Annotated in this window: 28 protein-coding genes and 1 tRNA gene; 9 read left to right on the top strand and 20 right to left on the bottom strand. The window is 63.3% G+C overall.

Going from position 1 to position 25,824, the window contains the following annotated elements:
* Nucleotides 1-26 precede the first annotated feature (26 nt).
* Nucleotides 27-563: a hypothetical protein gene (locus FTO74_RS19615; RefSeq protein WP_255462442.1), complete on the top strand. Its 537-nt coding sequence runs from the start codon at nucleotides 27-29 to the stop codon at nucleotides 561-563.
* Between the two features lie 172 nt (nucleotides 564-735).
* Here the strand turns inward: FTO74_RS19615 and FTO74_RS01645 are convergent, their stop codons facing one another.
* The 7 genes from FTO74_RS01645 to FTO74_RS01615 form a co-directional block, all read right to left on the bottom strand.
* Nucleotides 736-1,923, bottom strand: a complete 1,188-nt coding sequence (locus tag FTO74_RS01645) for a glycosyltransferase (RefSeq protein WP_162536588.1) — start codon at nucleotides 1,921-1,923, stop codon at nucleotides 736-738.
* A gap of 399 nt (nucleotides 1,924-2,322) precedes the next feature.
* Nucleotides 2,323-2,871 carry a peroxiredoxin gene (locus FTO74_RS01640; protein ID WP_162536587.1) on the bottom strand — a complete coding sequence of 183 codons (549 nt, stop codon included), beginning with the start codon at nucleotides 2,869-2,871 and terminating at the stop codon, nucleotides 2,323-2,325.
* Nucleotides 2,872-3,018: 147 nt separating this feature from the next.
* Nucleotides 3,019-3,861: a UDP-2,3-diacylglucosamine diphosphatase LpxI gene (lpxI, locus tag FTO74_RS01635; RefSeq protein WP_162536586.1), complete on the bottom strand. Its 843-nt coding sequence runs from the start codon at nucleotides 3,859-3,861 to the stop codon at nucleotides 3,019-3,021.
* Between the two features lie 62 nt (nucleotides 3,862-3,923).
* Nucleotides 3,924-5,291: a glucose-6-phosphate dehydrogenase gene (gene zwf / locus FTO74_RS01630; RefSeq protein WP_162536585.1), complete on the bottom strand. Its 1,368-nt coding sequence runs from the start codon at nucleotides 5,289-5,291 to the stop codon at nucleotides 3,924-3,926.
* An 89-nt stretch (nucleotides 5,292-5,380) separates the two neighbouring features.
* Nucleotides 5,381-6,196 carry an acyl-ACP--UDP-N-acetylglucosamine O-acyltransferase gene (gene lpxA, locus FTO74_RS01625; protein ID WP_162536584.1) on the bottom strand — a complete coding sequence of 272 codons (816 nt, stop codon included), beginning with the start codon at nucleotides 6,194-6,196 and terminating at the stop codon, nucleotides 5,381-5,383.
* A complete protein-coding gene (gene fabZ / locus FTO74_RS01620) occupies nucleotides 6,193-6,714 on the bottom strand; it encodes a 3-hydroxyacyl-ACP dehydratase FabZ (RefSeq protein WP_162536583.1) in 522 nt (173 codons plus the stop codon). The genes lpxA and fabZ overlap by 4 nt, the downstream gene beginning before the upstream one ends.
* 194 nt (nucleotides 6,715-6,908) lie before the next feature.
* Complete coding sequence (locus tag FTO74_RS01615) at nucleotides 6,909-7,337, bottom strand: helix-turn-helix transcriptional regulator (protein ID WP_162536582.1); 429 nt, start codon at nucleotides 7,335-7,337, stop codon at nucleotides 6,909-6,911.
* Nucleotides 7,338-7,573: 236 nt separating this feature from the next.
* Between FTO74_RS01615 and dnaK the strand changes: the two genes are divergently transcribed.
* The 5 genes from dnaK to FTO74_RS01595 all read left to right on the top strand — a co-directional run bounded on the left by dnaK (nucleotide 7,574) and on the right by FTO74_RS01595 (nucleotide 12,299).
* A complete protein-coding gene (dnaK, locus tag FTO74_RS01610) occupies nucleotides 7,574-9,487 on the top strand; it encodes a molecular chaperone DnaK (RefSeq protein ID WP_162536581.1) in 1,914 nt (637 codons plus the stop codon).
* Between the two features lie 132 nt (nucleotides 9,488-9,619).
* The gene (locus tag FTO74_RS19345) at nucleotides 9,620-9,790 is read left to right on the top strand and encodes a hypothetical protein (RefSeq protein WP_174242204.1); all 171 of its coding nucleotides are present in this window, start codon (nucleotides 9,620-9,622) and stop codon (nucleotides 9,788-9,790) included.
* A 23-nt stretch (nucleotides 9,791-9,813) separates the two neighbouring features.
* Nucleotides 9,814-10,701: an Fpg/Nei family DNA glycosylase gene (locus FTO74_RS01605; protein ID WP_162536580.1), complete on the top strand. Its 888-nt coding sequence runs from the start codon at nucleotides 9,814-9,816 to the stop codon at nucleotides 10,699-10,701.
* An 81-nt stretch (nucleotides 10,702-10,782) separates the two neighbouring features.
* The gene (locus FTO74_RS01600) at nucleotides 10,783-10,956 is read left to right on the top strand and encodes a hypothetical protein (protein ID WP_162536579.1); all 174 of its coding nucleotides are present in this window, start codon (nucleotides 10,783-10,785) and stop codon (nucleotides 10,954-10,956) included.
* Nucleotides 10,957-11,054: 98 nt separating this feature from the next.
* The gene (locus tag FTO74_RS01595; RefSeq protein ID WP_162536578.1) at nucleotides 11,055-12,299 is read left to right on the top strand and encodes a J domain-containing protein; all 1,245 of its coding nucleotides are present in this window, start codon (nucleotides 11,055-11,057) and stop codon (nucleotides 12,297-12,299) included.
* 93 nt (nucleotides 12,300-12,392) lie between these two features.
* Here FTO74_RS01595 and FTO74_RS01590 read toward each other — a convergent pair whose 3' ends face one another.
* The 11 genes from FTO74_RS01590 to FTO74_RS01540 form a co-directional block, all read right to left on the bottom strand.
* Nucleotides 12,393-13,430 carry a type II secretion system protein gene (locus FTO74_RS01590; protein ID WP_162536577.1) on the bottom strand — a complete coding sequence of 346 codons (1,038 nt, stop codon included), beginning with the start codon at nucleotides 13,428-13,430 and terminating at the stop codon, nucleotides 12,393-12,395.
* A gap of 1 nt (nucleotide 13,431) precedes the next feature.
* Nucleotides 13,432-14,118 carry a hypothetical protein gene (locus FTO74_RS01585; protein ID WP_162536576.1) on the bottom strand — a complete coding sequence of 229 codons (687 nt, stop codon included), beginning with the start codon at nucleotides 14,116-14,118 and terminating at the stop codon, nucleotides 13,432-13,434.
* Nucleotides 14,115-14,828, bottom strand: coding sequence for a hypothetical protein (locus FTO74_RS01580; protein WP_181955717.1), 714 nt, complete (start codon nucleotides 14,826-14,828; stop codon nucleotides 14,115-14,117). Before FTO74_RS01580 ends, FTO74_RS01585 begins: the two co-directional genes overlap by 4 nt.
* Nucleotides 14,825-15,472, bottom strand: coding sequence for a PilN domain-containing protein (locus FTO74_RS01575; protein WP_162536575.1), 648 nt, complete (start codon nucleotides 15,470-15,472; stop codon nucleotides 14,825-14,827). Before FTO74_RS01575 ends, FTO74_RS01580 begins: the two co-directional genes overlap by 4 nt.
* Entirely contained in the window at nucleotides 15,472-16,647 is a 1,176-nt protein-coding gene (locus FTO74_RS01570; protein WP_162536574.1) for a hypothetical protein, read from the bottom strand. Before FTO74_RS01570 ends, FTO74_RS01575 begins: the two co-directional genes overlap by 1 nt.
* Nucleotides 16,648-16,679: 32 nt before the next feature.
* Nucleotides 16,680-18,317, bottom strand: a complete 1,638-nt coding sequence (locus FTO74_RS01565; protein ID WP_162536573.1) for a GspE/PulE family protein — start codon at nucleotides 18,315-18,317, stop codon at nucleotides 16,680-16,682.
* 213 nt (nucleotides 18,318-18,530) lie between these two features.
* Nucleotides 18,531-19,730 carry a type II secretion system F family protein gene (locus tag FTO74_RS01560; RefSeq protein WP_162536572.1) on the bottom strand — a complete coding sequence of 400 codons (1,200 nt, stop codon included), beginning with the start codon at nucleotides 19,728-19,730 and terminating at the stop codon, nucleotides 18,531-18,533.
* Nucleotides 19,731-19,815: 85 nt separating this feature from the next.
* Complete coding sequence (locus FTO74_RS01555) at nucleotides 19,816-21,057, bottom strand: TlpA disulfide reductase family protein (RefSeq protein ID WP_162536571.1); 1,242 nt, start codon at nucleotides 21,055-21,057, stop codon at nucleotides 19,816-19,818.
* Nucleotides 21,044-21,508 carry a hypothetical protein gene (locus FTO74_RS01550; protein WP_162536570.1) on the bottom strand — a complete coding sequence of 155 codons (465 nt, stop codon included), beginning with the start codon at nucleotides 21,506-21,508 and terminating at the stop codon, nucleotides 21,044-21,046. The genes FTO74_RS01555 and FTO74_RS01550 overlap by 14 nt, the downstream gene beginning before the upstream one ends.
* Nucleotides 21,505-21,855 (bottom strand): PadR family transcriptional regulator, encoded by a 351-nt coding sequence (locus FTO74_RS01545; protein ID WP_162536569.1) that lies wholly within the window; start codon nucleotides 21,853-21,855, stop codon nucleotides 21,505-21,507. The genes FTO74_RS01550 and FTO74_RS01545 overlap by 4 nt, the downstream gene beginning before the upstream one ends.
* 125 nt (nucleotides 21,856-21,980) lie before the next feature.
* Nucleotides 21,981-22,361 carry an iron-sulfur cluster assembly accessory protein gene (locus FTO74_RS01540; RefSeq protein ID WP_162536568.1) on the bottom strand — a complete coding sequence of 127 codons (381 nt, stop codon included), beginning with the start codon at nucleotides 22,359-22,361 and terminating at the stop codon, nucleotides 21,981-21,983.
* 161 nt (nucleotides 22,362-22,522) lie between these two features.
* Here FTO74_RS01540 and FTO74_RS01535 point away from each other — a divergent pair, with 161 nt between their 5' ends.
* Both FTO74_RS01535 and FTO74_RS01530 read left to right on the top strand, forming a co-directional pair.
* Nucleotides 22,523-22,690 carry a hypothetical protein gene (locus FTO74_RS01535; protein WP_162536567.1) on the top strand — a complete coding sequence of 56 codons (168 nt, stop codon included), beginning with the start codon at nucleotides 22,523-22,525 and terminating at the stop codon, nucleotides 22,688-22,690.
* A 189-nt stretch (nucleotides 22,691-22,879) separates the two neighbouring features.
* On the top strand, nucleotides 22,880-23,155 hold the full coding sequence (locus FTO74_RS01530; protein ID WP_162536566.1) for a hypothetical protein: 276 nt from the start codon (nucleotides 22,880-22,882) through the stop codon (nucleotides 23,153-23,155).
* A gap of 132 nt (nucleotides 23,156-23,287) precedes the next feature.
* Here FTO74_RS01530 and gnd read toward each other — a convergent pair whose 3' ends face one another.
* Nucleotides 23,288-24,754: a decarboxylating NADP(+)-dependent phosphogluconate dehydrogenase gene (gnd, locus tag FTO74_RS01525; protein WP_162536565.1), complete on the bottom strand. Its 1,467-nt coding sequence runs from the start codon at nucleotides 24,752-24,754 to the stop codon at nucleotides 23,288-23,290.
* Nucleotides 24,755-24,968: 214 nt separating this feature from the next.
* On the opposite strand from gnd, the gene FTO74_RS01520 reads away from it, so the two are divergent.
* Nucleotides 24,969-25,053: transfer RNA gene (locus FTO74_RS01520), tRNA-Leu, on the top strand.
* A 33-nt stretch (nucleotides 25,054-25,086) separates the two neighbouring features.
* On the opposite strand, the gene FTO74_RS01515 is transcribed toward FTO74_RS01520, so the two are convergent.
* On the bottom strand, nucleotides 25,087-25,803 hold the full coding sequence (locus FTO74_RS01515; protein WP_162536564.1) for a lysophospholipid acyltransferase family protein: 717 nt from the start codon (nucleotides 25,801-25,803) through the stop codon (nucleotides 25,087-25,089).
* Between the last annotated feature and the right edge of the window lie 21 nt (nucleotides 25,804-25,824).

The following is a 25,824-nucleotide window of genomic DNA, read 5'->3' as shown; positions in this document are numbered from 1 at the left end:
ACCTCTTCGACCTGACCGGAGCCGCGATGGGGCTGTTTCGCGCTCCGCTGGCCGCCACCGCAGCCGGATTCCTGCTCCTCGGCCCCGTGGCTTACCTGCTGCGCAGCCGCGCCCGCACCTACGCGGCCAACCTGACGCTGGCCGCTGGAATGATCGTCGTGCTACTCGCCGCTCATGAGGGATTGGTCCGGTTCAACCCCATCCTCGGCTCGAAAGACCTCGCTGCCAGCATCTCCAAACTCGCGCAGAAGAGCCCCGACCAGATGACTATTCTAGATGGCGAGTTCACCTCGGGCAGCAGCGTCGTCTTCTACACCCACCAGCCCGTCCACCTCATCAACGGCCGCGTCAACGGCCTCTGGTACGGCAGCTTCTGGCCCGACGCCCCGCAGATCTTCGAGGACGAAGCCTCGCTGGACCGCCTCTGGACCGGCCCGCGCCGCATCAACCTCTTCACCTACAACCCCACCGCCCGCATCAAGGACCTCAGCCGCCTCGGCCCGGTCTTCACCGTCGCCAGCGCCGGAGGCAAGACCCTGCTGACCAACCAGCCCATCGGATAAAAAGACTTGCCTGCCGGATGGGCCTCCTGCGCGGAGAGCGGGCGTTCACACGCCTTTTTAGAGCTTCGCGTGGTCCTCCCGTTGGTCGGGAATAAACATTTTCGCTGCCGACCAGCGAGAGGCCCCATGCTGATTACTCACCCATGCAACCCCGAGAACGGTACGAAGTACCCTATTTGGAGGCTTCTACCCTTCCGCCGTCTTTCATCCGGTAGATCGTTCCACGGTAGTAGAACTTGTCGCCGCCATAGCTGCCAGCCCACAGGATGCTTCCCAGCAGATCGCGCAGCGGATAGATAAAGACCGAGCGCAGCAGGTCCGGATCGCGCATCACCCCCAGGATCGCCCACGCCTGCAGCCACCGGTTGACGACCATCGCCCCCAGCCACAGCAGCCCGGCCACCGGACGGCCCGACGCCAGCTCCCACACCAGCCCCATCAGTCCAAACGGCATCGCAAACGTAAGCCCCGACCCCAGATGCCCCCACGGACGCGACCGCCGCGTGCTCTGCATCCAGCGCAATTGGTTCCGGAACGAGAGCCGGAAGGGCGTATCCTGCACCATCAACTGAATGACGTGGGTCGCCATCTTGACCCCCGCACCCTGCTTCGCCAGCCGGTTGCCCAGCTCGAAGTCATCGGCGTAGAACTCGCCCAGCAGACCGAAGCCGCCGACCCGCTCGAACGAGCTGCGGCGCGTCGCCATCGTAGCGCCCAGCGCGAACTTGGTGCCCTCGATCATGTCCGCCACCAGCACGCCGGAGGTCATCTCGACCGACTTGCCCACCGCGTCCAGGTGCGAGGCGAAGCTGGCTTCATCCCCCCCGTATGCTGTCCCAAGATAGACGCACGAGGCCAGGGCGCAGTTGGGGTCCTTCAGGTTCTGCACCATCCGCCGCAGGTAATCCGGCGCCACGCGCACATCGGCGTCGCTGGTGATGTAGAGGTCGTGCCGGGCCACCGAATCCAGCTTCTCCAGCGAGAAGACCTTGGCGTTGTGGAACTTCGGCATCGGCTCGCCGCAGGTGACGAAGCGGGCGTCCACGTGGGGATAGCGCTGGGCCACGCGCCGCGCCAGTTGCATTCCCTCGTCGCTCTCGTGCCGGGTGCAGAAGAGCAGCTCGAACTCGGGGTAGTCCTGCTCGAAGAAGGTCTCGAGGTTGCGCTCGAGGCCCGGCTCGGTGCCATGCAGCGGCTTCAGCACGCTGAGCGGAGGAAGAAAATCAGCGGGTGTACGCTCGTCCCGGCGTTTGCGCAGCCCGAACCGCGCGGCAGCCACCATCACCATTCCGCAGTAGATTGACGACGTAACCGACCCGGTCAACGCGATATAAAACAGCAGGTGCAACAACACATTCATGGGAAAAACCTTACCGGGGAGGACTAATCGTACATCCAAGTGTACTTCGGGTGCTTCGTACCGTTCTTGGGAAGGTAGAGGGAAATTATCTTCTGAGGCCCCGCTGTCGGCCGCGCATATTTTATTTCCGACCAGCGGGAGGACCGCGCAACGCTCTAAAAAGACGTGCCAACGCCCGCTCTCCGCGTAGGAGGCCCGTCCGGCAGGACAAATCTGTGGCAGAGAGCAGAGAAAGGTCGAGCCTTCAGCGTTCTTCGGATACACGTCGTGCTGTGAGCGTGCCCCATATCTCAGAATCGAGATATGGGGCACGTGGATTCTTGCTTCCGACCAGCGGGAGGACTGATGCGGCTGATCCTGCCCATGCAGTCCCTAGAACCGGACGAAGAGCCGGAGTACCTACTTCTTGGCTTCCTCGATGGCGGCGAGGACTTCGTCGCTGTGGGCCTGAATGTCCTTGACCTGCCAGACCTTCAGGATCTTGCCCTTGGGGCTGATGAGGAACGTATCCCGCTGGGCGAACTTCATATCGCCGTGCGAGGCGACCGGCACGCCGTAGGCGTCGATGACCTTGTGGTCCGGGTCAGCGAGCAGCTTGAAGGTGAGCGAGTCCTTGGAGCAGAAGGTCTTGTGGCTCTCCACCGTGTCGAGCGAGACGCCGAGCACGACCGCGTTGGCGGCCTCGTACTTGGCCTGGTCGCGCTGGAAGTTATGCGCCTCGATGGTGCAGCCGGTGGTCATGTCCTTGGGGTAGAAGTAGAGGACGACGTACTTGCCCTTGTAGGCAGAGAGAGAGACCGGCTTCTCTTCCTGCGAGGGGAGCGTGAAGGCAGGAGCAGACGCGCCGGGTTGGAGGGTGGTGGCGTCGGCAGCGGCGCGGGCCTTGATGCCAAGGGTGCCGATGGCCAAAGTGCCGAGGGTAAGGGCTGACAGAAGGGTTTTACGCATCGCTTTTTCCTCTTTCGAAGTTCCTGAATTTCGGAGACATAGATATGTATTGGACGTACGAGATCAGAACCTGTGTTTGCGCGGCTAACTCGGCTGATGACAAGGTTTGGCCCTGGCCGATGCGCAACGCAATTCTACTCTGCGGAACTACTCCACGACGATAGCGATCCCGCAGGAATCGGCAAGTCCTTTCATGGCATCGCGATCGAAGATCAAGGTACGGCCTGCCTCGAGCGAAAGGCAGGTGGCTCCGGCGCGGTGCATGGTCTCGATAGTGGGGACGCCGACGACGGGGACGTCGAATCGCATATCCTGATTCGGCTTGGCTACCTTGACGACGGTCAGCGAACGGCTAAGGGTAGTGTCACCCGTATCCAGCGTGCGGAAGAGTTCGCCCGCGCGGGTGATGGTAGCGTCGGTACCCTCCATCGCCTCGACCGCGACGCAGGCCTGAGCGGCGATGACGACGGTCTGGCCGAGGTCGAAGCCGGCGATGCCGCGAGCCACGGTGCGCCCGTAGGCGATGTCCTTGCGTTCGTCTTCGCTGGGCTGGCGCGTGGTCAGGACGCCGGGCTGGGCGAGGAGCGGCTCCAGATACTGGGTGGAGGAGATCAGCTCGATGCCCTCGTCAGCCAGCACCTTGGCGATGGCTCCGAGGAGCATGTCGGTGTTGCGCGTGCGCAGGTTCAGGAGCAGCTTGGCGAGACGCCAGTCAGGACGGATGGAGGAGAAGATCTGCTTGTGGCGGACCTGCCCGGCCATGGTGGCGCGGGTGACGCCCTCGCGCTGGAAGGTCTCGATGAGCTTTGAGAGTTCCCCCAGAGAGAGCCAGTGGACGCGGATGTTGGGGTCGGCGGCGGCGCGCGCGTCGATCTCGGGGTCGGTCTCCTCCTTGATGGCCGCGACGACGACGGTGAGGCCGTGGGCGCGGGCCGCATCGAGGAGCAGGAAGGGAAAGCGGCCGTTACCGGCGATGAGGCCGAGGAGCATGAGGGGTCTCTGCTGTGGGTTATGGGTTGTGTCACACACAACCCATAACCTACAGCATACGACTAGGCGGGGTCCTGCCAGCCGCCGAAGTCATTCATCAGGTCGGTGGCGGCCTGCGGGCCCCAGGTGCCGGGGGTGTACTCGTGGACGGGCGTGGGCTGGGCGAAAATGGGGTCGATGATACGCCAGGACTCTTCGACGTAATCCTGCCGGGCGAACCAGACGGGGTTGCCGCGCATGGCGTCTTCGAGCAGCTCCTCGTAGGGCAGCAGATTGACGGCGTCGGGCCGGGGAACGGCCGCCAGCTCCGTCATGTGGCCGCGCAGGCCGTCGCCCGCCTCCTTGACCGAGGCCCCGATGGCGATCATGGGATCGGGGCCGACGCGGAAGCGGATGTAGTTGGGCGGGGTGTTCTCGTCGGAGAAGACGGCGGGCGTCTGGCGCAGCTTGGCGAGTACCTCGGTGGCCGTGATGGGCAGGAGCTTGCCGGTGCGGACGAAGAAGGGGACGTCGCGCCAGCGCCAGGAGTTGACGCGCAGGCGCATGGAGGTGAAGGTCTCGACCGTGGAGCCGGGCCGGACGCCGGGCTCGTCGTGGTAGCCCGCGAACTGGCCGAGGACGACATCCTGTGGGCGCAGCGCGTGGACGCTCTTGAGCACCTTGACGCGCTCGTCGCGCAGGGCCTCGACGTCAGGACACGGCGGCGGCTCCATCGCGAGGTTGCTGATGAGCTGCATGATGTGGTTCTGCACTACATCGCGAGTAGACCCGACGCCATCGTAGAAGGCTCCGCGGCCCTGGACGCCGAACTGCTCCGCCATCGTGATCTGGACCGACTCGATGTACTGGCGGTTCCAGATGGGCTCGAGGAAGGAGTTGGCGAAGCGGAAGAAGATGAGGTTCTGCACGGCGTTCTTGCCGAGGTAGTGGTCGATGCGGTAGATATCCGTCTCGGCGAAGACCTTTCCGATCTCGGCGTTGAGGGCGCGGGCGGAGTTGAGATCGCGGCCGAAGGGCTTTTCGACGACGACGCGCGCACCCTCCGCGCAGCCGGAGACCTTGAGCTGACCGATAACCTGGCCGAAGAGACTGGGCGGGATGGCGAGGTAGTGGATCGGGTGCTTCGCCTCACCCAGCTCCTTGCGGACCTGGGTAAAGGTGGCCGGGTCGCCGTAGTCGCCGTCAACGTAACGCATGACGGAGAGGAGCCGCTCGAGGCCCTCCGGGTCGATGCCGCCGTGCTTGGCGACGCTGTCTTTAGCGCGCTCCTTGAGCTGGTCGAGGTTCCAGCCCGCCTTGGCTACGCCGATGACCGGCCCCTTGAGGACGCCGCGTTTGGCCAGCCGCTGGAGCGAGGGGAAGATCTGCTTGTAGGCCAGGTCGCCGGTAGCGCCGAAGAATACGAGTGCGTCTGAGTGTGGCTGATCCATTACTCACCTTGGATGACGGGTTGACGCGAGACGATGCGCCGCTCTGAAGTTCTACTGCATGTTTCTACTGCATGTTTGATACAGGGTGGTTACTTGATGAAGCCGCGCTCGCTGGAGGCGACGAAGTCGACGAGGTAGCGGACGTGCTCGCCGGGGGTGCCGGAGGCGAGTTGCTCACGCAGGGCCTCGAGGGCCTGCGTGGTGTTCAGCTTCGATCCGGTGAGGGTGCGGTAGGCCTGGCGCAGCTCCTGTAGCTGCTCGGGGGTGAAGCCTTTACGCTCGAGGCCGACCTTGTTGAGACCGTAGGCGTGGTTGTCGCGGGCGATGGAGGTGAGCGAGTAGGGGAGCACGTCCTGCGTGATGGTGGTGCCGCCGCCGATGTAGGCGTAGCGGCCGATGCGGCAGAACTGGTGGACCGGGCAGAGCGCGCCGACGGAGGCGTAGTCCTCCACCGTGACGTGGCCGGCGAGCGTGGCCGCGTTGGCCAGGATGCAGCCGTTGCCGATGGAGCTGTCGTGGCCGATGTGGGTGTAGGCCATGATGAGGCAGTCGCTTCCAACGCGGGTGGTGCCGCCGCCGCCGACCGTGCCGCGCGAGATGGTGACGTACTCGCGGATGTCGTTGTGGTCGCCGATGGTGACGCGGGTGGGTTCGCCGCGGTACTTCAGGTCTTGCGGGGCGATGCCGACGCAGGCGAAGGAGAAGATGCGGTTGCCGCGGCCGAGCGTGGTGTGGCCCGCGAGGACGACGTGCGAGACCAGCTCGCACTCTTCTCCGAGCACGACATCCGGCCCGATGGTGCAGTAGGGGCCGATGGTGCAACTGGCCGGGACGACCGCGCCGGGCTCGATGATGGCGGTCGGGTGGATGCTGACTTCCGGCTTTGTGCCCGGCGCTCCGCTCATTCGGCCGGCTCCGGGATAGCTTCAGAGGCGGCTGCGGGCTGCGCTGTGCCGCGCGGGACGACCATGCAGGTGACCGTGGCCTCGCAGACGACCTTGCCTTCGACCGTGATGACGCCCTGCATCTTGACCGCTCGGGTGCGCCAGTTGAGCACGGAGACCTCGATGCGGAGCTGATCGCCGGGGATGACGGGGCGCTTGAACTTGGCGTTGTCGATGCCGGTAAAGACCATGAGCTTGGAGTCGCGGTCGGGGATCTCGGTGAGCAGGAGCGCGCCGCCGGTCTGGGCGATAGCCTCGACCATAAGGACACCGGGCATGATGGGGTAGTTGGGGAAGTGGCCGGTGAAGTGCGGCTCGTTGATGGTGACGTTTTTGATGGCGACGATGCGGGTCTTGCGCTCCATCTCGATGACCCGGTCGATGAGCAGGAACGGGAAGCGGTGGGGCAGGATCGCCATGATTTCGGTGATGTTCAGCGTGGTAGGCGACGGATTGGACGGCTCAGAAGAAAGACTCATGGCAACCCTGAGTATAAAGGTACTTCGTACGGTTCTCGGGGCGGTATGGGGAAGGTATCTTCTGTGGGCCTCCCGTTGGTCGGCAGCGAGAATTTTTGTTTCCGACCAACGGGAGGAGCACGCGAAGCATTAAAAAGGCGTGCAAACGCCCGCCCTCCGCGCAGGAGGCCCGTCCGGCAGGACAGTCTTTGCAGTTACTTCTTCTTCGTTGTCTTGGAGCGTGGCGCGGCCTTCTCGACCGCGGGCATCACCACCACGGGCTGCCGCCGTAGTGGGATCAACCCCGCGCCGGGGTTCTGCTGCTGCTGCATCCGGCTCAACATCTCGTCGCGTACGTAGTCGACGAAGCCCTGCATCTGCCGGTTCATCTCCTCCATGCGCTCGCGCATCTGCAATACGATGGCGATTCCGGCGATGTTGACCCCGAGGTCTCGCGCTAGGTTCAGGATGAACTCCAGCCGCTCCAGATCCTCGTCGGTGTAGAGCCGGGTGTTGCCCTCACTGCGCGAGGGCCGCAACAGCCCCTCCCGCTCGTAGAGCCGGAGCGTCTGGGGGTGGATCTCGTACATCTCCGCCACCACCGAGATCATGTATCCGCCGCGAGATTTGCGCCTGGTCGCCATGGCCGTAACTTATACCCTGCATAGAGATTACATCCAAAACCCCGCAGAAATCATCACGGCGGGTTATCAGCCGGGATGCAGGGCGGGGCGAAACGCACTATTCATTGTGCATCATATAACTTGACAATAACTCACTCACATCAGATACTAATTTTGTCAGGCAGAACCACCGGGCGACCACGCCCAGCATCAGAATTAAAGGGCATCCGCCCGATTACGACGAGGACTGCATCCATATGGCAAAGATTATCGGTATCGACCTGGGAACCACCAACAGCTGCGTGGCAGTGATGGAAGGCGGCGAACCCAAGGTCATCGCGAACGAAGAGGGCGGACGCACCACGCCGTCCATTGTGGCCTTCACCAAGTCCGGCGAGCGCCTCGTCGGCCAGGTTGCCAAGCGCCAGGCCATCACCAACCCCGAGAACACCATCTTCTCGGTGAAGCGCTTCATGGGCCGCCGCCTCAACGAGGTCGGCGACGAGATGAAGATGGTCCCGTACAAGGTAGTCGCCAAGGGCGATAACGTCGCCATCGTGGCCCAGGGCAAGGAGTTTACCGCGCCCGAGGTCTCGGCGATGATCCTGCAGAAGCTCAAGAAGGCTGCGGAAGACTATCTCGGCACCTCGGTCACCGAGGCCGTCATCACCGTGCCCGCGTACTTCAACGACGCGCAGCGCCAGGCCACCAAGGACGCCGGACGCATCGCCGGTCTCGACGTGAAGCGCATCGTCAACGAGCCGACGGCGGCTGCTCTGGCCTACGGTCTCGACAAGAAGAAGGACGAGACCATCGCGGTCTACGACTTCGGCGGCGGTACCTTCGACGTCTCGATCCTTGAGGTCGGCGAGGGCGTCATCGAGGTGAAGTCCACCAACGGCGACACCCACCTGGGCGGCGATAACCTCGACCAGCGCATCGTCGAGTGGCTCATCTCCGAGTTCAAGACCGAGTCCGGTCTCGACCTGAGCGCCAAGGGCAACGAGATGGCCCTGCAGCGCCTGAAGGACGCGGCCGAGCGCGCCAAGATCGAGCTTTCGACCGCGCAGGAGACCGAGATCAACCTGCCCTTCATCACGGCTGATGCCAGCGGACCGAAGCACCTTGTCCGCAAGCTGACCCGCGCCAAGCTGGAGTCGCTGGTCGACGATCTGCTCCAGAAGTCGATCGCGCCCTGCCGCCAGGCCTTGAAGGATGCAGGTATCGACGCGAGCAAGATCGACGAGGTCGTCCTCGTCGGCGGCCAGACCCGTATGCCGAAGATCCAGCAGTTGGTCAAGGAGCTGTTCGGCAAGGAGCCCAACAAGGGCGTCAACCCGGATGAGGTCGTGGCCATCGGCGCGGCGGTTCAGGCAGGCGTGCTCGCGGGCGAGGTCAAGGATCTGTTGCTGCTCGACGTGACCCCTCTGACGCTCTCCATCGAGACGATGGGCGGCGTGGCCACCAGCATGATCGCGCGCAACACCACGATCCCTACCCGCAAGACCGAGACCTTCTCGACCGCGGCTGACAGCCAGACCGAAGTCGAAGTCCACGTCCTGCAGGGCGAGCGTCCGATGGCGGCGCAGAACCGCACCCTCGGCAAGTTCAAGCTGAGCGGCATCCCCACCGCACCGCGCGGAGTTCCGCAGATCGAGGTCACCTTCGACATCGACGCCAACGGAATCCTGAACGTGACGGCGAAGGATAACGCCACCGGCAAGGACCAGAAGATCACCATCACCAGCAGCTCGGGACTCAGCAAGGAAGAGGTCGAGCGCATGGCGAAGGATGCCGAGGCGCACGCCGCCGAGGACAAGGAGCAGCGCGATGCCGTCGAGGCTCGCAATGGTCTGGACTCGCTGGTCTACAACGTCGAGAAGATGGTGAAGGAGTCTGCCGATAAGGTCTCGGAGGCCGAGAAGGGCGAGGTTGAATCCGCTCTCGCAGCCGCCAAGGAGACCCTGGCCGGTACGCCCAATGCCGCCGATCTGAACGCGGCCAAGGACAAGCTGACGGCGGTAAGCCACAAGCTCGCCGAGGCCATGTACAAGGCTGGCGCGAGCGCCCCGACCGACGGAGACGCCTCCGCCGCCGGGACGACCGATGAGGCGCCCAAGCAGGACGAGGGTGTCATCGATGCCGAGTATGTGGATGTCGACAAGAAGTAAGCACTAGAACGAACCGCAGTAAGGAAGGGCGCTCCACTCGCAGGATCTGGAGCGCCCTTCTGTATACCACCGCATCAAGCGGCCAAAAGCCGTGTTGTATTCAGAAGCAGGAACGAAGACGGAGGTTAGGCGATGAGCAATCTTGTATGGAAGTGCGAGCAGTGGTTCGCCGGTCAGATGCAGCAGTCCGAGGTCTTCTTCAGCGAAGACCAGGCCCGCGACTTCGCCCGCAAACTCTCCGGCGTCGCTCCTGACCTGGTGCTGAAGATCGAGCCGATGCCGATTCAGCATGTGTGGAACTAAAGGCTCTCTGAGGCGCAACGACGATGCCTGAAGGAAATGAGATCCATCGCTGGGCCGAGCGCCATGCCTCTGCATTCGCGGGCAAGATCGTGCGCGTCGATGGGCCGCAGGGCCGCTTCACCGACAGCGAGCTGCTCGACGGGCGCAAGCTGAAGCAGGTGATGGCCGTGGGCAAGCATCTCGGCTACGACTTCGGCACTGACCGCATCCTGCACGTCCACCTCGGGCTGCAGGGCGACTTCACCGAAGGCTCGGGACCATTGCCGCCGGTGAAAGGCGCGCTGCGGCTGCGGCTTTGGAACGACGCCGCCATCAAGCGTCCCGCCGAGCCGGGCGAGGCCAAGCGCCACGGCTGGTACTCGGAGGACGACGGCACCGGCCACATCGCTCCTGAGAAGATCGCATGGGTGGAGCTGCGCGGACCGATGGACTGCACCGTCTACACACAGGCACAGTGGGAGAAGCTGCTGGCGCGGCTGGGGCCGGACCCGCTCAATGGAGACAAGCCGGATGAGTTCATCGCCAAGGTCCGCAAGAGTAAGAAACCCATCGCCGCGCTGCTGATGGACCAGTCGGTCGCCGCGGGAATCGGCAACATCTACCGGGCGGAGCTGCTCTTCCGGGCCAGGCTCAACCCGTTCGTGCTCGGCAAGGATATACCGGAAGAGACACTGCGGGCGATCTGGAAGGACGCTATCCCTCTGATGAAAGCGGGCATGATCGACCGCCGCATCGTAACGACGCGGCCTAAAGATCGTCCAACCAAAAAGACGGGAACACCGCTCAAGGAAGAGGCGCACTACGTCTATCGACGCCACGGCAAGCCCTGCTTCGTCTGCGGGACCAAGATCGAGCGCCGGGAGATGGCAGCGAGGAATCTTTATTGGTGCCCCACCTGCCAAGCGGCGTAGAACCTGCCCGCAGGATGCGTCGAACCGGGTAGGCTGTGAATCAAACAGTTGTACGGAACTCAATCTGGTGAAGGAGAACCAATGATGAACGAGATGGTTTGGAGATGCGATCAGACGCGAGCCGGACAGCTCTACAACCGCATGACCTTCAACACGAAGAGTGAGGCGGAGCAGTTCATGCAGCGGATGCAGCAGATGGAGCCCGATCAGACCTTCTCGATCGAGGCCGTCGACCCACGTACGATCTGGAACTAGACTCTCCGCACCAGCAGCCGATGAACCACGAATACGCGATTTACTGAGCGCCGGGTCGGGTGATCCCTCCCGGCGTCTCGCATGAAAGAATATTGACCATGCCACCTACCCAGACCAAGGACTACTACGGCACGCTCGGCGTCAAGAAGGGCGCTACTGCGGATGAGATCCGCAAGGCCTTCCGCAAGCTCGCGCGCAAGTACCACCCCGATGTGAACCCCGGCGACAAGAAGGCCGAGGAGAAGTTCAAAGAGATCTCCGAGGCCAACGACGTCCTCTCCGACGACAAGAAGCGCAAGGTCTACGACCAGCTCGGCTTCTACTCGGACTCCATCGACCCGGCTGCGGCTGAGGCCGCAGCGCGAGGTGGATACGGTGGTGGCGGCGGCGCGGCACGCGGTGGACGCGGCGCGGCCCAGGAGGTTCCGTTCGACTTCGGCGGCTTCGACTTTTCGGACTTCGCCAACGCCCAGCAGGGACGCGGCGGTGCAGCTCAGAACGGCTCCGGCGGAGGCTTCGGCGGCTCCTTCAAGGACATCTTCTCCGGCATGTTTAGCGGCGGCAAACAGGGCGCGCAGCGCGGTCCCCAAAATGGCCCCCAGAACGGCAGCGACCTCGAGTACCAGGTCGCCGTGGACTTCTGGACAGCCGTTCGCGGCGGCGTGACCCGCCTCGAAATTACGCGCCAGGAGATCTGCCCCACCTGCAAGGGCCGCGCCACCACCGGCGGCTCCATCGAGTGCCCCGAGTGCCACGGCTCCGGCCAGGTGACGCAGATGGGCGGGCGGATGAAGTTCAACATCCAGTGCCCGCGCTGCGGCGGCTCGGGCACCATCCAGAACACCTGCGCCACCTGCGACGGCGCGGGCGTGGTTACGCGCAAGGAACCGCTGGAGTTCCGGATCAAGCCCGGCACCCGCGACGGCCAGCGCATCCGGCTCGCGGGCAAGGGCAACGCGGGCGTCAACGGCGGCGCGCCCGGCGACCTCTTCCTCATCATCAAGGCAGGGCCGCACCCGGTCTTTACCCGCACGGCCGACGATATTTATGTAGCAGTTCCGGTTACGATCACCGAGGCCGCGCTCGGAGCCAAGGTGGATGTCCCCACCATCGACGGTCGCACGCAGTTAAAGATTCCGCCGGGGACGCAAACTGGGCAGAAGCTGCGCCTGCGGGAGAAGGGCGTACCTTCAGCCACTCGGGAGGGGACGCGCGGAGACCAGATCGTCGAGGTCAAGATCGTGGTGCCCAAGGTGCAGGATGAGCGGTCGAAGGAGATTCTGCGCGAGTTCGCCAAGCTGAATCCCGAAGATCCTCGTGCGGAGATTCTTGCCGAGGTCTAGCAAGCGTCGGGTAAAAAAGCACGCGCAGCGTCGAGGACCGCACGAAGTGCCGCCCGCCCGGCGTTAGGGCGCTGTTGTCTTTGGTCTTTTAGATCAAGGCGGCGTTGTGCCCGTAGTCCCGGTACCGCTCGTGGGGTTTGTTCCCGTGCTGGATGTGCCCGATCCGGAAGACGACCCAAAGCCGGAGCTTGAAGAGCCGAAGCCCGAATTGGATGAGCCCGAAGAGGAGCCAAACCCGGGCGTAGAGCTGCCGAAGCCGCTGCTACCCGGTGCTGTTCCGGGTGTCGAGCCACCGATGCTGTTCGACGACCCGCCCGTGGGCGGGCCGCCGCCGCCAAAGATGCTCACTTGGGCCTTCAGCAGCTCGACGCGTGGGTCGTAGAGGAACTCCCAGTCCTGATAGTGCGCCTGCTGATTGACGGTCAGCATCGCCGAGCCGGAGCGTGCCGTGCCCACGCCCATAAAGGGCCCGCCGATCCCCTTGGCATCGGTCGCCGACTGACTCGGCAGGCCTGAGCCGGACAACCCCGAGCCGCTACTCGTTCCCGTGCTGCTCGTCGTACCGGAGCTGTCTGTGCCAGTTGCGGTCGTGGTACCCGTAGGCGAGGAGCTGGTAGGGCTCGAGGAGCCACCTAGCCCCAACCCCGAAGTTCCCCCCGGGCCGGAGCTGCCCGGACCACCAAATGCAGAGGCCGAGCCCGCCGCCGAGCCGAGGTTCGCGCCCCCACCCATACCCGCTGCACTGCCCATCCCCGGCGCGATGCCCGGCAGATCCTGCCCGAAGAATCCTTTTACCGTCGTCTTGTTCTGGCCGACCAGGATCAGCCGCCAGTTGGACTCGCCCGTCATCGGGTCCTTGTAACGCTGGCGCAGGAACCGCCGGTTGTTTGTCTTCTCGAGCTGCTCCATCGAAGCCGGATACTGGTTGCCGTTCTGGATGTAATACTCCCGGATGGCGCGGACGTACTGGTTGGCGCGGTGCGCGGTCTCGATCTCGCGCTCGTGCTTCAGCTCCATCGCCACCTTTGGAGCCGCCACGCTCAGGGCCAGCAGGATCAGGAAGATGGCGACGATGAGGGCGACCAAAGCGAAGCCCTCGTCCTGCCTCCTTTTGGCGACCGGGGCGGACATCTCAGTGCACCTGCAGCGGGAGCGTCTGCCGGTTGCTGTTCGGCAGGTCCTCGATCACGATGGAGCCCGCCGCAATCGTGATGACCTTGTAGCGTCGCTCGACGATATCGCCGGGCGAGGCCAGAAATACATCCTCGCCGTGCAGCAGCATGGCGCGGCGGTCGCCGTTGGCACGGGAGGCCGTGCCGAAGAACTTCAGGTCGATGGGCGGTGGAGGCGGCGGCCCCAGGTCGGCCACGCGCACCGGCGCAATCGGCTGCGGCAGAGGCTTGCGGTCGTGCTTCACCTCGGCGAGCGCCGTCTCGGCAACGTACGGCCCTGCCGCGAAGATGTTGCGGCCCTTGCCCGTGTAGACCAGCGACTCGGTGATCCGCATGGCCTCCATGTGCAGGGTCGGGTCGAGCGCGACGCTGGCCGTGCCCACTTTGACAGCCTCGCCCTTGACGGGAGCACCCTTGACCACAAATCCCGGCGGTGCCGCCACAGTCGCGGAGTTGCCGTGCGTCGCCGGAGCAACGGCAGGCTTGCTGACGATGACCGGAGCAGGCGGGGGCGGGGGAGTCGAGCCGAAGAAGAGATCCTTCAGCTCGTAGCCCATCACTCCGACGCCGACCAGCACGAAAGCCACGACAGCTATGTTCTTCTTCTGCTGCTCGGTGAGACCGCCACCCTGCTGTACCGCGCTCATCGGGGGCCTCCCGTCTTTGCCTGCACGGCCTTCACAGGCTTGGCCTTAGCGTCAGAAGCTGCCTCGTCCTCAGCCTCGGGCTTGATCTCCACCTTCTTCATCTCTTCTTCCGACGCCGGAGCCCGCAGGTACGTTGTCAGCCGCAGGCGCAGGTTCACCGTACCCGACTGCGCCCCGGTCAGGGTCACGCCATTAATCAGGAAGAACTGCCGGTCACGCTCGAGGCCGTTGATGAACTCCACCAGCTCGCGGTAATCGCCGCTTAGGCTCGCGTCCATCAGCACCTCGGTCAGCGCACCATCCTCGTCGCCCAGCACGGGGGCCTGCGCGTACTGCACACGGGTCAGCTTCACCACGCTCTTCTTCGAGAGTACGCCCAGCTCCGCCGCCACCTGCGAGTAGCTGATCGGCAGCCGCCGCTGGTAGAACTTGTCCGCATCGCCCTTGGCGCTGGCCAGCTTCGCATCCAGCCCCTGCAAGGGCTTGGCCGCAATCTCGGCGGTCTTCAACGACACCCTCTGCGCGGCCAGCGCGTCGGCATCCTGGCTGCTTGCCTCGCGCCAACTGAAGCCGATGTGGACCAGCAGATACAGGTTCAGCAGCGCCAGCGCTCCAACGCCCGCATAGTGCAGGTTCAACTGGCTCAACAGCTCTCGCGCTCGCTCGACCAGACTGGCCAGCTCGCCTTTTTCCGGCAGCTTCAGCTTCATTTGGCACCTCCGTCGGAGGCAGGCTTCTGAGCTGCTACAGCAGCTTCCGGCAGCGGATTGTAGCCGCTGATGATATCGAACTCGACCTTCGGCGGTCCCTGCGGCGTGTTCACGTTCGCGACCTTCGCGGTATCGCTGGCCTGCGCAGCCTCGCCGCTCAGGCGCGGCTCCAGAAAGCGCTGCGAGCGTTCGAGGTTGCGAACAAGCTGCACCGCCAGATCGCGCTCGCCGCTTACCCGCAGACGTATGCTCACCTCGCCATCCGGAGTGATGAGCGGCTCGATGCTGGTCACCTGCACACCGCCCGGCAGCACCCGCTCGAGGTCCATCATCACCGCCGTCCAGCTGAAGCTCTTGCGCGCGAAGACCTCGTTCAGGAACTGCGAGCGGTCGAGCACCGCGCGATTCTGCGGCTGCTTCATCCGGGCCTCGTTGCGCAGGCGCTCGTTTTCAAACTTCTGGGTGCGGTTGCGCAACGCCGTCATCTGGGCCTCGGCCTTGGCGGCCTTCACGTTCAGGGTCTGGAGCCAGAGGCCCAGACCGACAGCCAACACCGCCAGCGCAACCATCGCCAGCCGCAGCCGCGCATACAGCGGGCGCAACTCGACAAACGGGCGGGTCGCGAGATTGATCGAGATCTTCACTAGCTTCTCAAGGCCCCCCGTACGCCCGCCAGCCAGCCCATGGGGGCTCGCGTCGTCGTTGCTCCTGCGGCCAGCATCGAGGCGTCGAACATGGCGCGCACCCGCACCTCCTGCTCGCTGAACCCAGCCTCGGCGATCATGCCGCCCAGCGTCTCCGCAGCCAGAGAGCCGGCAGCGAGTACCGTCCCCGGCGCGCGCTGCAAGGTGTCTTCAAAGTAGGCCGTGGCTACGCTGACGGCCTGCGTCACCTCTCGCGCCACGCCCGCGGACCTCACCGAGACCGGCTCGGCGGATGGGGCCTCGTACGCAAACTCGCGCTCGATCTCCTCCCGCAGTCGCCGGGCCTGCACGTTCGCCTCGGCGCTGATGTGGTCATCGTCAAGCACACCATAGCCCGCAACCGGCTGCTGCATCGTCCACTCGGCGGAGCTGCTCTCGACATCCACCAGCGGCAGCGCCAGCAGTTCCTGCGGGATCGCCGGGGCCACCGCAGCCACCACCGGCGGCGCGATCTCAACGCCCTCGGCGGCGAAGTCCACCATCCGATGCAGCAGCAGCACATTACCCTGCACGATGGCCGTGGTCACCGAGCTGTCGCCCGCGTTCACCACCAGCGTCGACTCCTCGTCGTCTCCTAAACCGCTCAGCGCCGCCAACGTGCTGGGCAGCACCGCTCCCGGCTCGAACCCGGCCTCGCGCACGACACCCTCGTACTCGGCCAGCACCTCGCGCGGCACCGCCACTGCGACCACCCGCACCATCCCCTTCGCGCTCGACATCACTTGATAGCTCACGGCTGCGTCATCAGGGTCGAACGGCAGCAGCTTCTTCAGCCGGAAGCGCACCACCGGCAGCGCCTCCACGGGCTTCGGCGGCAGCGTATCGAAGTCCAACAGCAGCACCCGCACCGCCGCGTCGGGCAGCACCAGCGAGGTCTGCCGCTCCCGCAGCATCACAGCCTCGAGCGCCTTGCGCACCGCCGCGACCACCGCCGCACGGTTCACGAGATTGCCGTGCTTCAGCCCCGGCAGTACCGCGCCCGGAGCCAGCTCACCGTACGCAACCGCCGTGACCTGCGCGGCAGCATCCTCCGCACGCGCCGCCACCACGCCCTCGGGCCTGATCTCCAGCGCGAGACGCGGGCGCGTTCCTAAACTTGTCGGTAACAGATCCATCCTGTTTCAGCCTACCAATCCCGTAACTCGCGTTACCGTCCCGCCTCGATAAAGGTCACTTTATTAATCTCTTTCAGCGTCGTAATGCCCGCGCGCACCCGCTCCAGCGCCGAGTCGCGCAAAAACGCCATGCCCTTGTCCTTGGCCCGCTTGCGAATCTCGCTGCCCGGCTTCTTCGCCAGCAGCATCTCACGTATCTCATCGTCCAGCTCGAGCAACTCATGAATCGCCGAGCGCCCGCGATACCCCGTTCCGCCGCACTCGATACAGCCTGGGCCTTCCTTGAAGACGTGGCCCACCCACTCGCTAGGCACCAGCCCGTTCAACTCCAGCTCGGCATCGGTGTAGTGCACGTCCTGCACGCAGAACTCGCACACCTGCCGCACCAGCCGCTGTGCCAGGATGCAGTTTAGCGCGCTCACAAAGTTGTATGGCTCGACGCCCATGTTCAGGAAGCGTCCCAGCACATCGACCACGTTATTGGCGTGGACGGTCGTGAACACCAGGTGCCCGGTCAGCGCCGAGTTGATCGCGATCTGCGCCGTCTCCGCGTCGCGGATCTCTCCCACCAGGATCTTGTCGGGGTCGTGCCGCAGGATCGAGCGCAGCCCGCGGGCGAACGTCAGCCCCTTCTTCTCGTTCACCGGAATCTGCGTGATGCCTCGGATCTGGTACTCGACCGGGTCTTCGATGGTGATGATCTTGTCCTCTTCGCTCTTGATCTCGTTTAGCGCGGCGTAGAGCGTCGTGGTCTTGCCCGAACCCGTCGGTCCGGTGACCAGCACCATCCCGTACGGCTCCTTGATGTAGCGGCGGAAGCGTGTCAGATCCTTCTCGGCAAAGCCCACCACGTCGAGCGAGAGCTTGGTGAACTTCTCGCTCATCGACTCTTTATCGAGCACGCGCAGCACGGCGTTTTCGCCATGCACCGTGGGCATGATGCTGACGCGGAAGTCGATCAGGCGGCCCTTGTACCGGACCCGGAAGCGACCGTCCTGGGGCACGCGCCGCTCGGCGATATCCAGCTCGCTCATGACCTTGATGCGCGAGAGGATCGTCTGGTGATGCTCGCGCGCGATGGGTGCCATCGCCTGTTGCAACACGCCGTCGATCCGGTACTTCACCAGCAATGAATCGTCGAAGGTCTCAAGGTGAATATCGCTGGCGCGCCGCTCGAGCGCGGTGAAGATCGTCGTATCCACCAGCCGGATGATCGGAGAGATGTCTTCATCCGCCGTCAGGCGCTCGATGGAGATATTCGAGTCCGAGTTCTCGTCGCTCGAGAGCACGTCGAAGGCCAGGCCCTCGCTGGCCTCGTCGAGCACGCGCTGCGACTGCTCGGTCTTCTTCAACAGATCGGTGATCTGCGAGAGTGTCGCCACCCGCGTGATGAGCCGCGTCCCCAGGAGCCCCGAGATCTCATCGAGCACCATCAGCTTCGAAGGGTCTGAGACCGCGATGGCCAGCTTGCCGTCGGCCTGCTCGAGCGGCACGAAGTTGTAGCGGAACATCATGTCCACGGGCACGCTCTTGAACAGCTCGTGCTGGATCTTGAAGTTCTTCAGGTCCACGAACTCCGAGTGATACCGCCGCGCCAGCGCCCGTGCCCGGTCCACCTCGCTCAGGGACATATCGTTCATCGGAATCGGAACTGCTACTGGTGCCGCCATATGCTTAAGACTCCCCGCTGCCTAACTCGTTATACAGATTCTGTCCTGCCGGACGTGCCCCGCTGCGCGCGGGGCGGGCGTTTACACGCCTTTTTACTGCTTCGCTGGGTCCTCCCGTTGGTCGGAAATAAAAAAATCGCTGCCGACCAACGGGAGGCCCCATACAGATTACTTCCCTATGCCACCCCGAGAACCGCACGAAGTGCCGAAGTGCTACTGGCCGCCGCTTGCGCTCAGGCTGAAGATCGGCAGATACAGCGCGATCAGGATCGTGACCACCACGCCGCCCATTACCACCAGAATCAGCGGCTCAATCAGGCTCATCGCTGCCGTCAGGTTCGTCTGCACGTCCTCCTCGAAGAACTCCGCCACCGAGTTGAGCATCTGCGGCAGCGCGCCCGTGCTTTCGCCCACCTCGATCATCTCAATCGCCAGTTCAGGAAACACCTTCGTCGACGCCAGACTGGTCGACAACCCCTTGCCTTCTCGCACCGACTCCACCGAACGAAAGACCGCGCTGCCGATCTGCCGCGAATCAATCGCGCGCGCCGCCGTCTCCAGCGACGGCACCAGCGGCAGACCGCCGGTGAGCAGCGTGGAGAGCGTCCGCGAGAACAGCCCCACCTGATACTTCAGCCACACGTTACCAAAGATCGGCAGCGCGATGCGGATGCGGTCGACGGTGACCGCCCCCGTGTCCGTTTTGATCCACCGCGACAGCAGAAAGATGATCGCCGCCACCACAATCGCCGCGTAGACACCGTAGCTCTGCGCGTACCGCCCCAGGTCGAGCAGGAAGGTGGTCAGCGCGGGCAGGTGCGTGCCCAACTGGTCGTAGAGCTGCGCGAACCGCGGCACCACGAACGTAATCAGAAAGATAAACAAGCCAATGACCATGATGACCAGCATCGCCGGATAGATCAGGCTGGCCTTCAGCTTCTTGCGAAAGGTCAGCGAGACCCGCTGGAAATCCAGAAACCGCTGCAAGACCTCTTCGAGATTGCCCGACCGCTCGCCAGCCAGCAGGGTCGTCGTGTATACCAGCGGAAACCCGCCCTGCGCCTCGAACGAGGCCGAGATCGACTCTCCGTTCTTGACCCGCGTGGCCACATCCTCCAACCGCCCCCGAAAGTTCAGATCCTTCTGGCGCTTGGACAGAAGCTCCAGCGACCCCAGGATCGGCAATCCAGCCTTGATGAGCGTCAGAAACTGCTGGTTGAAGACCAGAAACGTCTCCAACTTCACCGGCTTCTTCCGGGAGTTGCCCCCCAGAACGCCGCGCGCCTTCACCGAGTAGACGTAATAGCCGGACTGCGTAAACCGCGCCCGCAACTCCTCGGCAGTCGCCGCGGCATGGGTCTGCTCCTGCACCCGCCCCCGCTCATCCGCCAGCCTGACGACAAACTCGGTCAAAGTCCGCTCACTCCCTGTGGTATCTCCAGTTTAGACGCGGCTCGCTCGTCATCGTCAAACCAGCCCCAATGGGAACCCGCGGGAATCATCGCCCGTTCATCAACGACTCCAATGTGGAGAACAGGTGTTCGCCATCCAGCGAAAGATGCTGCGCTGCCCCCACCGAGACGATCTTCCCGCGCTCGTCGATCAGGATCATCGTCGGCCACTGGACTATCTGAAATCGGCTCCCGTAGAGGTCATTGTCCATCCGGGCCTGCTCCCAACCGATACCCTGCCTCTGCAACATCTTCGCCGCCTTCTCGAAACTCTCATCGCCGTTCATTCCCAGAATCTCGAATCCCCGGGCATGAAACGCCTCGTAGGCCCTCTTCTGGTATGGAAGGTCCTCAACGCAGGGACGGCACCACGTCGCCCAGAAATCAATCAAACGATACCTCCCCTTCACATCCGAAAAGTGCCGCTTTACCCCGGCAAAGTCCGTAAACTCAAAGTCCGGCAACGTAGTTCCAACCACCAGTTGAAAACGCCGATCCTTCGTGGCCGAAGCCGTCCTCAAAATAAAACTCTTCCTCTCCAGATCGACCGATTGCACCTGGAGCAACAGCCCCTCTGTCGAAAACACAGGAGCGCTTCCCCGAGCCCGCAGCATCTCGGGGCTTCTCGCCGTCAGGTCCAGCCTGCCGTCGGCGTTCACATCCATCCACTCCATAGCGCTCGAAAGGTCGATCTCCCGCTTGTCGAAGTTGTACGAAAGCCTTACCAGCATCTTTCTCCTCGGCAGTTGCGCATACCCTTCTACAAACGCCAGCGAGGTATACAGAACCGCCAGTTGCCCCGGTTTCGCCAGCCCCGGAGGCGTGGGCACCCCATCCGGAACCAATCCCACCTGCATTGGACAGCTCTTGAACGGGCCATCCGGCAGTGACACCTCAAACTCCGCCGCATCTTTAAGGAACCCCGCTGGTTTCAACGCATGAAAAGTAATGCGCTCCGCATCTCCGAATCGTCCGTCCCGATCCGCATCGACATAGAGCACGTCCGTCCCATTCGGCGACCGCACGATCAGAGCCTTGTATTGCAGCGATCCACCCTTCGGAAACGCCAGCACGCCGGTAAAGACCTTATCGCCAGCCCCTGCCATCACGCCGAGCAACGTCGTATCGTCGCTCGCGACCGGATCGAAGACCGTTACTCCCATCCCGTCGGGATCGACGTGCAACCCTGCATTCAGCCGTCCTGAAAACGTCGTCTGCGCCTGGGACACACCAGCCGACATAGCGGCGATCAAAACGACCGCCACGCGCAATGAACTAATACCGGCCATGCTGCCCTCCCCGTAACGGGTTTGTGCGATGTCTCACCACACCGGGCGCGGGATTGAGTCTCCGGCTCAGCGCAGCGTCGTGATGCAGGCGGACCGAGAGGAACTCTTCGGTAGCCGGATGTATCGCTACCCCAAAGGCTCCGACCACCACCGTCGCCAGAACCGCTCCCTGCATCAGGTCGAGCAACGTCAATCCTCGCTCGGCTACTGCCACGTACTGGCCGCCGAGCAGCGAAGGAAGAGCCACAGCTCTCCGCTCCATCGCCTCGGAGGAAGATCGCACCGCCCACTGTCTCACCAGCGAAACCAAAGCATCGCGGTAGATCGCCAACGCTCCAAACTGCTGCACGGCCTCCTCAAAGTCCCGCGCCATCTCGCCGCCAAACTCGCTCCGGAACGCCGCCGGATGCAGCCATAGGATCACCCCATACAGCCAGCCTCGGCCCGTCATGCCTGCTCTTCCTCGTGCAGGCGTAAACTCCGCCGCGCCTCGCGCAACACCCCATCCAGACGCTCGATCTCCGCGGCCAGCACCTCGCCTCCCAACTCGTTCAGGTGGTAGGTCCGACGCGCCTGTGCGTCCGAAGCCTCCCCTTGCGAGTCTTCGATTAAACCGGCACTCATTAGCTTTTTGAGGTTGTCATAGAGAGTTCCCGGCCCAATCTTGTACTGGCCACCCGCCTGGCGAGCCACCGCGAGCATGATTCCGTATCCGTGCAGATCGCCACTGCTGAGCGCCAGCAGAACGTGAAGAGTAGCAGGGGAAAGCGGTAGATGTTTTGCGACGTCAGGCTTCATATTCGAAAAACGATATATCGGATTCCGAATAATCGTCAAGCAGAATAACCGACCTCAAAATGAAAAAGCACCGCCAGCCCGAAGTGGGCCGGCGGTGCTCTTCAATATGGAACCTGAAATCGAATTTAGACGCTGAAGCTGGAGCCGCAGCCGCAGGTGCTCTTCACGGTCGGGTTCTCGAACTTGAAGCCGGCGGCCTCGAGCGTCTCGACGTAGTCGACCACGCAGCCGTTCAGGTACATGGCGCTGGTCGCGTCCACGAAGACCTTCAGGTCGTCGAACTTCATCACCTTGTCCATCATGCCGCTCGCGTTCTCGAACGACATCGAGTACTGGAAGCCCGAACATCCGCCGCCGACGACGCCGATGCGCAGCCCGGCAGGAATTGGATCCTGCGTCGACATGATCTCCCGAACCTTGGCGATCGCCTGGGCGGTCAGCACAACCGGCTTGACGGCCGCTGCCGGCGCTTCAACAACCTCGGGGGTAACAGTAGCGGTGGACATGGATGACTCTCCTTAGAAACGGCATATGCGACAAAATATGTCTGCATTCAAGTGTATTCCTCGGCAACACGCACAGCAAGCCGATTAACACTCACAAAATTCTAGATGCGCCCGCCAGAAAATGGATGCAAAGCCTGCACCGCTGCCCGCATAATGGGTCCATGGCTCTGCTCTACTTCCTCGCCGATGCCTTCATCAACACCTTCGGCATCACCCAGCCGACCGAAAAGGCGCGTAAGCAGGCTGCTTTCTTCATTCTCGGCCTTATCCTGATCGCGCTCGGAGCCATGGCCACCGTCGCCTACGTCTTCCATCTGATGGCGCACTGATTCCCGCAAAATAATCGCAAATTCCGTAGCGCACCGCTCCCCAACAGGCGTATGCTTCCAGCCGGACGGCCCAGTGTACCCTCCGGGCCCGCGAAACTCCCCCCTCCCCTGGTCGCGAGTTTCACCCGCCCGCCCTGTATCCCGGACCGGCCGACCAACGTTGCACCCCGACAAGGGGGGAGGATCCATATGAGCACGAACCAGATCTTGCTCACCGTCTGGGCGGTACTGGCAGCCTGCTTCCTGGCGCTGCTCGTGTATCGCGGCCAACTCACCCGTTATGAGGATGAACAGCTTTTCCTCAGCGAAGGCGTCAACACTAACGAACAGAATGAGCAACAGGACCTTGTCCGCCGCGTCAACCGTCTGACCCCGATCGTGAACCTCTTTGGAGGCGCGGCCGGACTGGCCACCGCCAGCATCGTCGGCACCTACGTCTGGGACGCCTGGCAGCACCTTCGCTAGGGCACTTCGTGCGGTTCTCGGGACGGTATGGGGGAATGATTCGCATGGGGTCTCCCGCTGGTCGGAAGAGAAATCTCTTCCGACCAGCGCGAGGACCGCGCGAAACTCTGGAAAGGCCTGTGAACGCCCCCTCTACGCGTTATAGGTAGAAGAAGCGACCCGCCCTCCGTGCCCGGTCCAGTTGGTGTGGAAGAACTCGCCCCGGGGCTTGTCCACACGCTCGTACGTATGCGCGCCGAAGAAGTCGCGCTGAGCCTGCAACAGGTTCGCGGGCAAACGTTCCGTGCGGTAGCCGTCGTAGAACGCCAGCGCACTCGAAAACGCGGGCGTCGGCACGCCCATCTCAACCGCGTGGATCTGTGCCTTGCGCCAGCTCGCCTCGTACTTGTTCAGAGCACTCGAGAAGAACTCGGCCAGCAGCAGATTCTCCAGCTTCGGGTCCTTGTCGAAGGCTTTCTTGATGTCGCCCAGGAACGCCGAGCGAATGATGCAGCCACCGCGCCACATCAGCGCCACGCCACCCATGTTCAAGGTCCAACCCTGCTCTTTTTCGGCGGCGCGCAGCAGCATGTAACCCTGCGCGTAGCTGATGATCTTGGAGCAGTAGAGCGCCCGCCGCACCTCTTCGATGAACTCCGCCTTGTGCTCCGGGCTGATGGTCTGCTTCGCCGGTCCGGTCAGCACCTTCGCAGCCTGCATGCGCTGCTCCTTGATCGCGGAGAGGCAGCGCGCAAAGACACTCTCGCCGATCAACGTCAGCGGCATCCCCACGTCCAGTGCCGCGATCGCCGTCCACTTGCCCGTGCCCTTTTGCCCGGCCGTGTCCAGGATCACGTCCACCATCGGGGTCTTGCCGTCGTCGTCCTTCTTGGCGAAGATCTTCGCCGTAATCTCGATCAGGAAGCTGTCCAGCTCGCCCTTGTTCCAGTCGGTGAAGACCTCGGCCAGTTCGTCCGGCGTCAGCCCCAGCCCGTCCTGCAAGAGCTGGTAAGCCTCGCCGATCAGTTGCATGTCGCCGTACTCGATACCGTTGTGGACCATCTTCACGTAGTGGCCCGCGCCGTCCTCGCCCACCCAGTCGCAGCACGGCGTGCCGTCCTCCACCTTGGCCGCGATGGCCTGGAAGATATCCTTCACGTGCGGCCACGCGGCGGGGTTGCCGCCGGGCATGATCGACGGGCCGAACCGCGCACCCTCCTCACCACCCGAGACGCCCGTGCCGATGAACAGAATCCCCTTCTCCGCCAGCTCCTTCGTCCTCCGGGTCGAGTCGGTGTAGAGCGAGTTGCCACCGTCGATGATAATGTCGCCCTTTTCGAGGAAGGGCACAATCTGCTCGATGGTGTGGTCCACGATCTCGCCCGCCTTCACCATCAGCATCACGCGCCGCGGCGACTTCAGCAGGCCGCACAGCTCCTCGATCGAGTGAGCACCGGCGATCGGCGTTCCCTTGGCCTCGTCGTTGAGAAAGTCATCCACCTTGGAGACAGTGCGGTTAAAAACGGCCACCTTGAACCCGTGGTCGTTCATGTTCAGGACCAGATTCTGTCCCATCACGGCCAGGCCGATCAGGCCGATATCGCAGCTTCCCTTTTCCATTGCTTCTCCTTGAAGTTTCCAGAACTTTCCGGGGTATAAAACTCAGGCGCGGGCCATTGATACGCTCCGCTGGCATTGAGATGCACTCCCACCACCCTGCCGAGAGGTTCTAACATAAAAAAACAACGAAAAGCCAGAGCGCCGGAGAGCAGCCCGGTTGGCACGGTACAATTAACTTGTCCATGCGGTATCGAGCCGCCGCTGGAACCACCGTGCGAAAGTGGCGAAATTGGCAGACGCACCAGACTTAGGATCTGGCGGAGCAATCCGTGGGGGTTCAAGTCCCCCCTTTCGCACCAATTTTTCTAGAACTTGCACGACGCTTTAGGCAGCTAGAGCAGAGGCTTCATCTCGCTCGGCAGGGCATCCGCAATAGCCTGCCGCACGGCCACCAACAGAGCTTCACGCGTTGGGTAATCCTCCGGCTCGATGGCCGCCAGCATCTGCACCCGCACCACGCCCGGCGTAATCAGCGCGCTCCCCTTGCGCATCAACCGCTCGGTGCCCGAGATCGCAATGGGCACAATGGGCGCGCCGGTCTCCTTGGCCAGATAGAACGGCCCCTTTTTGAAGGTCGCCAGATGGCCGTCCTTCGATCGCGTCCCCTCGGGAAAGACCAGCATATGCAGCCCTTCGCGCAGTGCCTCGCCAGCGGCCAGCACGCTGGCCTGCGCCGCCTCCCGCCGCGACCCGCGCTCCACCGGCACGAACTTGCCCATGCGCATGGCCGTGCCCAGGATCGGAATCCTCATCAGCTCCTTCTTCAGCAGCACGGACGAGCGCCCCGGCAGGATCGGCATCAGCACCGGCGGGTCGAGGTTCGAGACGTGGTTGCTCATAAAGATGCAGCTCTTGCCCGCGGGAATATTCTCCCGCCCCGTGACCTCCACCCGTATGCCGCCCGCGTTCAGGCCGGTGCGTACGATCCACATCGCCACCCGGTACAGGAGGCTGATGTCTCGCCGCAAAAACGAGTATGGAATCCCCACGATCCCGGCTAACGGCCCCAGGGTTAGATACACAAACAGCAGCTTGAAAGTTGAAAACATCCCGTAGTTAAGGATATCTCA

This window comes from Granulicella sp. WH15, assembly GCF_009914315.1.
Classification (GTDB): domain Bacteria; phylum Acidobacteriota; class Terriglobia; order Terriglobales; family Acidobacteriaceae; genus Edaphobacter.
This window is presented reverse-complemented; position numbering and strand designations above follow the sequence as displayed.